The sequence below is a fragment of the Streptococcus sp. HMSC034E12 genome, assembly GCF_001835915.1.
In the GTDB taxonomy this organism is placed as follows: Bacteria; Bacillota; Bacilli; order Lactobacillales; family Streptococcaceae; genus Streptococcus; species Streptococcus vaginalis.
The window spans coordinates 74240-86476 of record NZ_KV826438.1; the positions used below are offsets into that span (position 1 = coordinate 74240).

General features: G+C 40.3%; 11 protein-coding genes and 1 other RNA gene. 1 reads left to right on the top strand and 11 read right to left on the bottom strand.

The annotated features are described in order from the left end of the window. Positions 1-9: 9 nt before the first annotated feature. From HMPREF2574_RS04260 to HMPREF2574_RS04275, 4 genes are all read right to left on the bottom strand, one after another. On the bottom strand, positions 10-2391 hold the full coding sequence (locus HMPREF2574_RS04260) for a primosomal protein N' (RefSeq protein WP_042754016.1): 2382 nt from the start codon (positions 2389-2391) through the stop codon (positions 10-12). Between the two features lie 58 nt (positions 2392-2449). Beyond that, positions 2450-2764, bottom strand: coding sequence for a DNA-directed RNA polymerase subunit omega (rpoZ, locus tag HMPREF2574_RS04265; RefSeq protein WP_003031464.1), 315 nt, complete (start codon positions 2762-2764; stop codon positions 2450-2452). A gap of 25 nt (positions 2765-2789) precedes the next feature. Further along, on the bottom strand, positions 2790-3416 hold the full coding sequence (gene gmk / locus HMPREF2574_RS04270) for a guanylate kinase (protein WP_003043430.1): 627 nt from the start codon (positions 3414-3416) through the stop codon (positions 2790-2792). Positions 3417-3577: 161 nt separating this feature from the next. Then, a complete protein-coding gene (locus tag HMPREF2574_RS04275) occupies positions 3578-5185 on the bottom strand; it encodes a ribonuclease Y (RefSeq protein WP_024052112.1) in 1608 nt (535 codons plus the stop codon). 216 nt (positions 5186-5401) lie between these two features. Here HMPREF2574_RS04275 and HMPREF2574_RS04280 point away from each other — a divergent pair, with 216 nt between their 5' ends. Continuing rightward, the gene (locus HMPREF2574_RS04280) at positions 5402-5884 is read left to right on the top strand and encodes an S-ribosylhomocysteine lyase (RefSeq protein WP_024052113.1); all 483 of its coding nucleotides are present in this window, start codon (positions 5402-5404) and stop codon (positions 5882-5884) included. Positions 5885-5930: 46 nt separating this feature from the next. On the opposite strand, the gene ahpF is transcribed toward HMPREF2574_RS04280, so the two are convergent. The 7 genes from ahpF to HMPREF2574_RS04315 form a co-directional block, all read right to left on the bottom strand. After that, positions 5931-7463, bottom strand: a complete 1533-nt coding sequence (ahpF, locus tag HMPREF2574_RS04285; protein WP_070241549.1) for an alkyl hydroperoxide reductase subunit F — start codon at positions 7461-7463, stop codon at positions 5931-5933. A 10-nt stretch (positions 7464-7473) separates the two neighbouring features. Next, positions 7474-8040, bottom strand: a complete 567-nt coding sequence (gene ahpC / locus HMPREF2574_RS04290; protein WP_024052115.1) for an alkyl hydroperoxide reductase subunit C — start codon at positions 8038-8040, stop codon at positions 7474-7476. A gap of 102 nt (positions 8041-8142) precedes the next feature. Next, on the bottom strand, positions 8143-9639 hold the full coding sequence (locus HMPREF2574_RS04295) for a cell division site-positioning protein MapZ family protein (RefSeq protein WP_024052116.1): 1497 nt from the start codon (positions 9637-9639) through the stop codon (positions 8143-8145). Positions 9640-9651: 12 nt separating this feature from the next. Beyond that, positions 9652-10806 carry a THUMP domain-containing class I SAM-dependent RNA methyltransferase gene (locus tag HMPREF2574_RS04300; RefSeq protein WP_042754017.1) on the bottom strand — a complete coding sequence of 385 codons (1155 nt, stop codon included), beginning with the start codon at positions 10804-10806 and terminating at the stop codon, positions 9652-9654. Positions 10807-10861: 55 nt separating this feature from the next. After that, positions 10862-11228: RNase P RNA component class B (gene rnpB, locus HMPREF2574_RS04305), an RNA gene on the bottom strand. Positions 11229-11241: 13 nt separating this feature from the next. Further along, positions 11242-11583 (bottom strand): cell division regulator GpsB, encoded by a 342-nt coding sequence (gene gpsB / locus HMPREF2574_RS04310; RefSeq protein ID WP_024052119.1) that lies wholly within the window; start codon positions 11581-11583, stop codon positions 11242-11244. Positions 11584-11652: 69 nt separating this feature from the next. Beyond that, positions 11653-12180 carry an SLOG family protein gene (locus tag HMPREF2574_RS04315; RefSeq protein ID WP_070241548.1) on the bottom strand — a complete coding sequence of 176 codons (528 nt, stop codon included), beginning with the start codon at positions 12178-12180 and terminating at the stop codon, positions 11653-11655. Between the last annotated feature and the right edge of the window lie 57 nt (positions 12181-12237).

The window sequence follows — 12237 nt, forward strand, 5'->3', positions numbered from 1 at the left end:
AAAATAAGGCTATATAAAACTTTGTGGTTCATGGTCTATGCTTAAACGTAAGTCCTTATTGACCTTTTCTTGAGTCCAATCCAAAATCTGATTCAACACATCTTGCAAATGCTCTTCAAAACGGTATTTAATAATCAATTGATAGTGATATAGGTTGTGAGTGCGGGCAATCGGCTTAGGAGTTGGTCCTAATATCTGAACTTTGTCTGACAAGCCAGAACGTATCATATTTAAAACTTCGTATGACTTTTTAACAACCTCTGCTTCCATTTTATGAGACAAGGTAAGTCCCACCGTAAAATAATAAGGTGGATAGGCCAACTGCTTTCTAATACTCATTTCATAAGCATAAAAGCCCTCATAATCCTGATTTTTCGCAAAAGTAATCGCATAATGCTTCGGATTGTAACTTTGAATAATCACATGACCTTCCTTTTCAGCTCGTCCTGCACGCCCAGCAACCTGAGTTAAGAGTTGAAAGGTGCGCTCAGATGAACGAAAATCTGGCAAATTCAAAGCCGTATCCGCATTGAGCACTCCCACGAGAGTAACATTTGGAAAATCCAGACCCTTTGCAATCATCTGGGTTCCCAGCAAAATATCTGCCTGTCCGTCTCCAAACTCTTTGAGAATTTGTTCATGACTGCCCTTTTTCCGAGTAGTATCAATATCCATTCTCAAAATACGAGCCTGCGGAAAGGCTTCTGCTAATTCATCATAGGCTTTTTGCGTCCCAGTCCCATAGTAACGAATGCTCCTGCTGGAGCAATTCGAGCAACTGTGGGGAATCCCTTTTGAGAAACCACAATAGTGACAATTCATACTTTTCGTATCCATATGCAAGGTCAAGGAAATATCGCAGTTTGGACAGGTGTCAACCGTTCCGCATTCACGACACATGACAAAACTAGAATAGCCACGTCGGTTTAACATCAAGACAACCTGTTCTTTCTTATCTAGTCGATCTTGGATTGCCTCTAACAGAACAGGCGTGAAATTACTAGCTTCATTCTGTCCAATATAATCACGAAAATCCACAATTTCCACTTCAGGAATCTGAGCCTGCGGATTTGCTCGCTTGGTCAATTGCAAAAAGTGATACACACCTTTGCCAGCCCGCGCTCTGCTTTCTAAACTCGGCGTCGCCGACCCCAACACCAGAACGGCTTGATTGTACTTTGCACGTAGTAAAGCGACATCTCGCGCATGATAGCGTGGGTTGGAGTCTTGCTTGTAACTCGCTTCATGTTCCTCATCAATGATAATTGCACCAATATTTTTTAACGGAGCAAAAATAGCAGAACGAGCACCAACAACCACTTGTGCTGCTCCTCGCTCAACTTTGCGCCATTCATCATACCTTTCTCCATTTGAAAGACCTGAGTGAAGAATGGCTACTTTCTTTCCAAAACGCGAAATGAAGCGGTTTGTAACTTGTGGTGTCAAGGAAATTTCAGGCACTAACATAATGGCTGTCTTGCCACGGCTGAGCGCCTCTTGAATGACCTGCAAATAAACCTCCGTCTTACCGCTACCTGTCACTCCTTCTAGTAGAAATGGCTTGCCGTCATGCCCGATCTGCTGCGTGATAGCTTGAACCGCAGCTTCCTGCTCTTCATTTAGCACCAAGGCAGAAGTCGCTGAAATATTTTCAAAATAAGCCTCAGAACGACTCACCTCTTTTTCAACGATTTGCAAAGCTGCTTGCTCTATAAAATAGTGAATAATTTCCCGTGAAAATGTTTCTTTCAAATCTGCTAAACGGTGCATTCCAGTCTGAACTTGCAAAATGTCTCGCAAGGCTTGCTTTTTTGTCGCCCGATTAGGAATGACCAATTGAGCTAAAATCTCGTGATTAACCTGATACCATTTTTCTGTTTTGATATGTTTTTGGTCTATCGCTTGGTATTCTACCTGAATCGCCCCTTGCCGTGTCAAACGCATCACCTTAGCCTGCAATTCTTTATCAAGCGATGAGAAATGTTGCTGATCTGCATTGCCAAAAATGAGCAGTCGATCTTCTTCATTCAAAGAGGGTTGAGCATGAAGAATTTTATCATAGCTGGAGTTCAGAAACCCCGGCAACATAGCTTTTAAAATTGAAATTTTGTAAGAAAAGACAGATTTTCTCAATTCTTCTGCCAGCCACAGCTGCTCCTCATTTAAAACTGGTGTAAAGTCTAACACTTCCACGATTTCCTTCAATTCTGTTGTCGTTTCTTCTGCTAGCTCTACGACAATCCCTTGAATCAAGCGATTGGCTTTCCCAAAAGGCACATGCACACGCATGCCAATTTCTAACATAGTCGAAAATTCTTTCGGCACCGCATAACTATAAGGTTTATCTGTCTGCATTAGAGGAACATCCACAATGACTTTTGCAATCTGCACTTTCTCACCACCTCTCATTTATCAGTAAAAGAAAAAATAAGATTGAGCTGACCCAACCTTAAATTTTTTCACCCTCTTCTTTTTCCTTCGCAATTTGTTCTTTGATTTTACGCTCTTCTTCTTCTCTGCGCAAGCGTTCTTCCTCAGCACGTCGACGAACTGCTTCTCGCTTGCCTTCAGGATCTGGGTGAATCCCGACATTGCCAGATTCGATTTCTTCTAAAGCACGAAGTGTTGATTTGACAGACTTAAACTCTTGAGTCGGAGCTGCTCCTTCTTCCAATTCATGAGCACGTTTTGCTTCAAGAATCACCAAGGAGTATTTTGAAGGCACCTTATCAAGCAAGGTGTCAATTGAAGGTTTTAACATCATAATTCTTTACCTAATTTCTAAATTCTTATCTTACTGAAAGTTGTTCTGACAGCATATCTTGATAGTGACCGATGACACGTTCCACTCGAAAATGCTCTGCTTCAATAACGCGCTTGACACGTTCCGCTGCTAACGGAACTTCATCATTGACAATGGCATAATCATATTCGCGCATGAGAGCAATTTCTTCTCTTGCTTTGGCAATGCGTTTGGCGATTACTTCGGCACTATCTGTTCCACGTCCCACTAAGCGATCTTGTAATTCTGCCAAATCAGGTGGCGTCAAAAAGATAAAGACAGCATCCGGCACTTTTTTCTTCACCTGAAGCGCCCCTTGAACTTCAATCTCAAGGAAAACATCAATCCCTTTATCCAAAGTTTCATTCACATAGGTCAAAGGAGTTCCATAGTAGTTGCCAACATACTCTGCATACTCTAACATCTGACCTTGCCGAATCAACTCCTCAAACTCTTCGCGCGTACGGAAAAAATAGTCAACTCCGTCCACTTCACCAGGACGTTGAGCACGAGTTGTCATGGACACAGAGTATTGAAACTGATTATCCGAGCTTTCAAAAATCTCACGTCGAACCGTTCCCTTCCCCACACCTGAGGGACCAGAAAAAACGATTAACAAGCCACGATCCGCCATCATCTCTCCTTCATTGTCTTTCTATCTAGTGTAACAAAAAAGCAGTATTTTTTCAACTGCTTTTTCGCATAGATATGTGCTTGTTTTTGAAAATCAATATAGGCATCATTTGCTTACAGGGAGCTGCACATCATAGATGAGTAGCTCATGTTAAGCAAGGTCTATTTTGCATAATCTACAGCACGCATTTCCCGAATGACCGTTACTTTGATATTTCCTGGATATTCGAGGTTGTTTTCAATCTTTTCACGCACATCATGAGCCAAGATAGTAATCTTATCGTCTTTGATTTGACCAGGATTGACCATAATCCGAATCTCACGACCTGCTTGTAAGGCAAAACTATTTTTCACACCTTCAAAACTATTGGCAATTTCTTCCAAATCTTGCAGGCGCTTGATATAGCTTTCAAGGGATTCGCTACGAGCACCTGGACGAGCCGCACTAAGTGCATCAGCTGCTGCAACAATAACTGCAATCACACTTTCAGGTTCTACATCACCGTGGTGACTAGCAATTGTATTGACCACAATTGGATGTTCCTTATACTTACGAGCCAATTCTGTTCCAATTTCCACATGGCTACCTTCCACTTCACGGTCAATAGCCTTTCCAATATCGTGAAGGAAGCCTGCACGGCGAGCTAAGTTAGCATTTTCACCGAGTTCACTTGCAATGACACCAGACAACTTAGCAACTTCAACAGAATGACGCAATACATTTTGCCCATATGACGTACGGAATTGCAAGCGTCCCATAATCTTCATCAAATCCGGATGTAAGTTTGGTGCACCGATTTCATAAGCCGCTGCTTCACCATATTCACGAATCTTATGGTCAATTTCCAGACGATTCTTCTCTACTAATTCTTCAATGCGAGCTGGGTGGATACGACCGTCTTTCAACAGGGCTTCCATTGTCATGCGTGCAATTTCACGTCGAATAGGATCAAAACCAGATAAAGTCACCACTTCTGGTGTGTCATCAATAATGACATCAATACCCGTTAAACTTTCAAAGGTTCGAATATTCCGACCTTCACGTCCAATAATGCGACCCTTCATCGTATCATCCGGCAGATGAACTGTTGAATTGGTTTGCTCCGCAACATAGTCACCTGCAATCCGTTGCATGGCTTGGACTAAAATATCCTTTGCCATTTTATCAGAACGTTCTTTGACTTCTTGCTCTGCTTCACGAATATGCATCGCAATTTCCTTTGATAACTTATCCTCAGTCTGAGTGAGAATGATGTCTCTGGCTTCAGTTTGTGAAAGTGAAGCAACACGCTCTAATTCTGCTTCTTTGTGCTGCTCCAACTCTGTCAGTTTGTTTTCACGCGCCTCAAGGTTTTTGTTTCTATCAGAAATACTTTGTTCTTTCTGCTCGAGTGTTTTTTCTTTGTTGGTTAAATTGTCATCTTTACGATCAAGACTTGTCGCACGTTCTGTCAAACGACTTTCCAATTGCTTCAATTCTTGACGATCAGATTTAAATTCTGCCTCAACTTCTTCTCGATATTTTCTGGCTTCTTCTTTTGCCTCTAACAGTGCTTCTTTTTTAAGGGATTTACTTTCGCGCTTCACTTCTTTTAATAACAAATCCGCTTCGCGCTCAGCTTGTCCACGTAAATTAGTTGCTTCTTGTTCAGCATTTAAAAGAGTAAGTTCCGCAGCTTCTTTCGCAGATTTCATGCGAACTGTGATACTTACATATCCAATGACTAAACCAATGATGACGGCAAAAACACCTGCAAAAATTATTTCCATGTTTTTACCTCAAATTATTGATATTGAATTGTAAAATTCTTAATTATTTTATCATAAAAATCAATTTTTCACAAACTAAATTCTTATAAATACGTGACTGTTTTCACATTCTTTTTTGTGATTCCTTTTTCCTGACAGGCTTTGTGAAGCAGAAAATTTTTTCTTTGCTAGAGCAAAATATGGTATAATTTATTAAAAGTAAAAGGAGTTCTATTTATGGTCAAAGAAGTCATTGTTGAAAGTTTTGAGTTAGATCATACGATTGTCAGAGCCCCCTACGTACGCTTGATTGGCGAAGAGGTGGGACCTAAAGGGGACATCATTTCCAACTTTGATGTTCGTCTGGTACAGCCTAATGAAGATGCCATTCCGACCGCTGGGCTTCATACGATTGAACATCTGCTAGCTAAGCTCATTCGTACTCACATTGATGGTATGATTGATTGTTCACCTTTTGGTTGTCGGACAGGATTTCACATGATTATGTGGGGGCAACATAGCTCAACTGAAATTGCTAAAGTCATTAAATCTTCTTTAGAAGAAATTGCAAAAACCACTACGTGGGAAGATGTCCCTGGTACAACTATCGAATCTTGTGGTAATTACAAAGATCACAGTCTCTTTTCTGCTAAAGAATGGTGCAAGCTGATCTTAGAAAAAGGCATTTCCGATGATGCCTTCGAGCGTCATCTTGTATGAAGTAAAAAAACGGGCAGGAACTTCAAGTTTCCTACTCGTTTTCTTTTTATTGACGAATCAAATAATCAAATGCTCCCAGAGCTGCTGTCGCTCCTGAACCCATTGAAATAATGATTTGTTTATAAGCGCTATCTGTGCAATCACCTGCCGCAAAAATTCCCGGAACATTTGTTGCACCATGTTTGTCAACAATAATTTCACCGCGTTCATTAAGAGCAACTGAGCTATCTTTGAGCCAGTCTGTATTTGGCAAAAGACCAATTTGAACAAAGACACCGCTGAGTTCAATTTTATGTTCTTCATTATTCGCACGATTGAGATAAGTAATGGCTTCAACTTGATCGGAACCATGAATTTCTTTTGTAGCCACATTGGTTAGAACCGTCACGTTTTCAAGTTGATGCACACGGTCTTGCAACACTTGATCAGCTTTCAAAGTTGGTAGAAATTCTAGTACATAAACATGATCTGCCAGACCAGCTAAGTCAATTGCTGCTTCAATTCCAGAATTGCCTCCACCGATAACAGCCACTTTTTTACCTGTGAAAATAGGACCGTCACAATGTGGACAATTGGTTACACCTTTCGTCCGAAATTCTTCTTCACCAGGAACATTAACATTTCGCCAGCGAGCACCAACAGAAAGAACTGCTGTTTTCGCTTTCAGAACAGCTCCATTTTCAAGCTCCACTTCAATCAAATCCTTTTTCTCGATGTTTTTCACACGTTGATTCTTCATGATATCAATTGGATATTTCTTGGCATGTTCTTCTACCTGCGCCATCAGCTTAGGTCCTTCTGTATAAGGCGTACCAATCATATTTTCGATACCGACAGTCTCCATAACTTGTCCACCGAAAGTTTCAACGACCATACCTGTACGAATTCCCTTACGAGCAGCATAAATAGCTGCGCTGCTTCCTGCAGGTCCGCCCCCAACAACCAACACATCAAATGGTTCTTTTTTGTCAAATTCTTCACTTGAAGCAGGTCCAGAAATCTTGTCGAGCAGTTGCTCAATGGTCATACGACCATTTGCAAATTCTTCACCATTTAGAAAAACCGTTGGGACAGCCATGATCTTTTTGTCTTCAACTTCTTGTCTAAACATGCCCCCTTCAACCATTGTGTGGCTGATAGTTGGATTCAGCACAGCCATTGTATTCAGTGCTTGAACAACGTCTGGACAATTATGACAGGTTAAGCTGACATAAGTTTCAAAATGAAGCAGCTGCTTAATAGCTTGAATTCGTTTTATAACAGCATCTTCTACTTTTGGTGCGCGACCAGAGACTTGCAGCAAAGCCAGCACAAAAGATGTAAATTCATGCCCTAAGGGAAGTCCTGCAAACTGCACACGCCCTGCTTGCCCCACTTGTGTAACGGTAAAACTTGGCTTGCGGTTAGTCTCTATATTTTCCAGTGATAAACGTGGAGACATTGCTACAATTTCCTCTAGAAAAGCCCGCACCTGCTCAGAACGCTCATCTTGACCTAAAGAAGCTTGAAATACAACATCAGATTCTAAAAGTTCCAAGTATTGCTTCAGTTGTGCTTTAATTGTTTCATCTAAAGCCATATAAGCCTCCTTAAATTTTACCAACTAAATCAAGACTTGGAGTAAGTGTTTCAATTCCTTCTTTCCATTTAGCTGGGCAAACTTCACCTGGATGGCTCCGTACATATTGTGCAGCATGGATTTTGTCAATCAAGACAGACGCATCGCGCCCAACACCGTCTGCATTGATTTCAAGTGCTTGTACAACTCCATCTGGGTCAATGATAAAAGTACCACGTTGAGACAATCCACTTTCATCTAACACATCAAAACCAAGTGAAATGGTATGAGATGGATCGCCAATCATGATATATTCAAGTTTTCCGATGGCATCTGAATGATCATGCCAAGCTTTATGTGTAAAATGCGTATCTGTTGAAACAGAATAAACTTCCACACCTAGTTCTTTAAGATCTGCATACTGCTCTTGCAAATCCTCCAATTCAGTCGGACAAACAAATGAAAAATCAGCAGGATAGAAGCAAACGACGCTCCAATGACCTTTTAAATTTTCACTAGAAACTGTGATAAATTTCCCGTTTCCAGCGTGATAAGCATCTGCTGTAAACTCGACAATTTCCTTACCAATAAGTGACATAAGATTACCTCCAAAATTAGTTTTATAATAAAATAAAAATCTTATAAGCCCATTATAGCCTATAAGATTTTTAGTGTCTAATATCTTGCTTGAAAACGTTTCCTAATAATCCAAAGCATCTGCGTAACCCGCGCCGTTTCCTACAAAATAACCCGTTTTACAGTTAATACTAAAGAGGTAGGTTCCATCTGTTCTAAATAAATTGTAATAACCATTTCCGTTGATAATATTCACACGTTCAAGAATATAATTATCTCCTGTGAAATAGCCACGTTCCCGTGAGGTTGCTAAAATTTTTTCTAACACACCAGGATTGAAATTCCAAGCTGGATTATTACTGTCGTTAATTTTAGTTTGGTCGTATGGTACTCGACTTAAATGACGCTGTAAATTCGTGCCTGACGCTGTTGCTGCTGGAGCAGTTGTTTGCGCTGGTACAGAAGCTGGTTGTTCTGCTACAGGTGCTTGAGCGGAGCTTTGTGACGGTGCAGCGGCAGCCTCAGATTGAGGAGCAGAGGTTTGTTGACTCTTTCCTAAGCTAATCGCAGATTTCAACACCTTATCCAAGTCCGTATTTCCAGTTGTGACATCTGTAAATTTGGCATCAGCCTTAACCTTTGCTTTAGTATCCAAAACACCATCTGTAATAGCTGCTGAAGTGAATTGCGCATTCACATTTTGAACAGCCTCAACTTGTTTGACCAAGCTATCGTATTTTGCTTTGGCAACATTGTACTCGTTGGTGTTTTTTAATTTTTCCAATGCTGCTTTTAGTTTGTTTAAGTTTCCGAAACTGCTGTTTTTCAAAGCCAATTTATTGGCATCTGTAAAGAATGAATCATAAAGGCTGTTGAAAGCTTTCAAATTCTTATTTTCAGAGCTAGAAGCGGTAGAAGATTTATTTGTTTGGCTCGTTGAAGTTGTGGTTGTTTTCGCTTGCTTTTTGTTCAAAGACAGATAAGCTGTTCCGCCGATTAAAGCCAGTAAAATAACACTCGCTGCAGAATAGAGGACTTTCTTATTTTTATAAAATGGAACTTTCTCCGTTTCCATTTCTTCATCTAACGCTGTAAAAGTCGGATAGCTTTCCGTTGACTCAGTTGAACTCACAGGAATATCATCCATTTCAGGCTGAATTGGTTCCATTATTTTTGTCTCAGCCTCTAACTCCTCTGGAGTTTGTGTACTGTTTTCTTCCGAATTTTCTTGCGGTTCTGCTTCTCTGGCTGCAAGTGCAGCTACTGTTTCATCAAAGGCAGACTCCTCAGACGCTACCTCTGCAGATTCTAGGGGGGCTTCCTCTTGAACCTCATCGTGCATCTCCTGGATAAATTCTGCCAAGTCTAACTGGCTCAGTTGTTCTTTATCTTCTGCTTCAGACATTTCTTCTGCAGATTGAGCCGAAAATTTTCCTGCTTCAATTTCTTGACGATGCTGTTTAATGTATTTATCCAGCACATTGTCCTCTTCCGTCACCCCTGCTTCAAGTTCTTCGCTTTTTCTAGCAGCTTGACCAACTGTCATTTCTTTAGCTGTTTCAAAATCAAGAATTGATTCTTTTTCTTCTTGTTCTGGCAAATGTTTTTCGTCTTTACTCACGGCAAATCCTTTCTAATCTATCTGACGTTTGACTCTCTGACCAAAATATTGATACAAATCAACTTTTAAAGTTCCATTATAGAGTTTGCGTTTTTTATCGGCTTGGCTGCCAAATTTTGTTTCAAATGCTTCATCACTCGTCAAGATAAACTTGCTCCACGTCTTTAGTGGTGCAAAAGTCTGTCCCATTTCTTGATAAAGCTTGGTCACAGCATCATCATTCAACAATCGCTCGCCATAAGGCGGATTGGAAACGATGACACCATTTATCTTGTCGGTGTGCAAATCTTGCAAACGCATTTGCTTAAAAACAATCTGCTCAGAAACACCTGCTTCTTCGGCATTTCGTTTGGCAATCTCCACCATACGTGCATCAATATCAGTCCCTAAAATATCAAGCTGAATGTCTTGCTTAATCTGTCCTAAAGCTCTAGCACGAACACGCCCAACCAAGTCTGAGTCAACCCAATTCCATTCTTCAAACGCAAAATGGCGATGAAGTCCCGGCGCCATATTCATGCCAATCATAGCTGCTTCAATACAGAAAGTTCCTGAACCACAGGTCGGATCAACCAAGGGTTTATCTGGATACCAATTGGATAAGAGCAGAATCGCAGCCGCCATATTTTCTTTAATTGGAGCGCCACCCTTATCGGCCCGATAACCACGTTTGAAGAGGCTGAATCCTGTTGTGTCAATCATCACCGTCACTATATCTTTCAGAATAGTAACCTCTATTCTAAACTCAGCTCCATTTTCCATTAGGGGAACACCCTCTGGTCGAGCATAGTGCTTTTGCAACTTTTTGACTACTGCTTTTTTAGAAATAGCTTGCACACTTGGTTCATTGTGGAGTTTTGATTTGACACATTTTGCCTTAGCAATTGGAAATTTTGCTCCAAGTGGCAAATAGTTTTCCCAATCCAAAGCAAAAATCCCCTGAAATAATTCCTCAAAGGTTTTAGCCGAAAAACTGCCAACAACAATCTTAATGCGGTCTGCTGCACGCAACCAGAGATTAGTTTCAATAATGGTTTCAACAGTTCCGTCAAAACGCACACGCCCATTTTCCACTTGACATTCTAAGCCAAGATTTCTGATTTCACGACCAACCACAGCCTCTAAACCAGCCGCAGCAGTCGCAATCAACTTAAATTTCGTTTTCATTCGTCCTCTCAAAATAAAAGCTAGCATAATACGCTAGCTAAACCTATATGCAACTTTCTATAAGCCATGTTTTGTTCCAGAAATAACTAGGTATCATTTCCTTCGATAATCATCTGTCTACTGTTTCCAGTCAGAATGCTGCGTTCGTTTCCACGCATTCCGTGCCCCGACCAAAGTTTGGGTTGCTAGCTTGAGGGGTTTACCGCGTTCCACTTCTTGTGTTTCCACAAAAACTACGTCACTGTGGCACTTTCAGACCTATTTTGACTTATCAAAGACTTAGCCATTTCAGTCGCCGTAACGGATACTTCCGTCCCTAGGCTTATTGTTTCACCTAGCACAAACACTACGGGCATCACAGCCCGTGCTAGCATGGACTTTCCTCATGAAAATAAAATATTCTCACGCGATTATCCAAAAATTGCACATTACTTATTAAATTTTGTTATTTAAGATTTGCTTGCCGAATACTTCTTTTTCCAAACGATTTAAGCGTTTTAAAATATCAAAATTTGTCAGCGTAGCAGATGCCACTTGAGGGGGTTCCATGATAGATTGCGTCAAAGGTGAAGTTGCCGCCTCATTTGACTTTTTAGCGAGTTCTGCTTTCAAACGAGCATTTTCTTCACGCAGTTCCTTTACCAAAGCAGCATACGTTTCGTAATCTTTAATGACATCATCTAAAAATTCGTCCACTTCAACCTTGCTATATCCACGGACGCCAACTTTAAAATCTTGATCAAAAATATCTTTCGGTGTGTAAATAATACTAGCCATTTCTCTCTCCATTCTCGTTCATTACTTTAATTATATAAAAAATGAACCGCAAAAATCAAGGTTAAACATCTAATTTTCGGAAAAATTTTCTGCGACCTCATTCAAGTCATCAAATGTTAATTGTTTGATAAAATATTGTTCTTGTTTCTTCATCATTTGGTAAAGATACTTTAAATTTGTTTCATTTTCTTCATCGTAAAAAATATAAGCCCCGTCTGTATTACTGAGTAGAAAGTGATTGTAATCACGAAATTGGCTGGGATTTTCATAATGAGAATAGGCGTATTTAACAAAATCCACCTGTTTAAAACAACTTAATTTTTCTTGATTGGCTTCATTCCAGATTTCACCTTGATTCTCAAAAGTAAAAATCGTCGCAATTTGAAAATCGTAATCTTTCTGCAATTCTTTTGCAACCTCTAGTGCCCAAACTTCAAAACCTAAGTTCCCAGTAAAAATCAGCCACTCCGCACCTTCTTCCAATAAACGCGTCAAATCTCGCTGAATGGCTTTTTTAATAATCTTGATTCGAGGGTCTTTGTCATTAAAAATTCCCAAATCAAAATTCCGATAACCTACTATTAATACGCTAACCACTTAAATTATCCCTTTATTTCCTTTTTTATGTTATAATAGAGTGATGTTATTGTACCA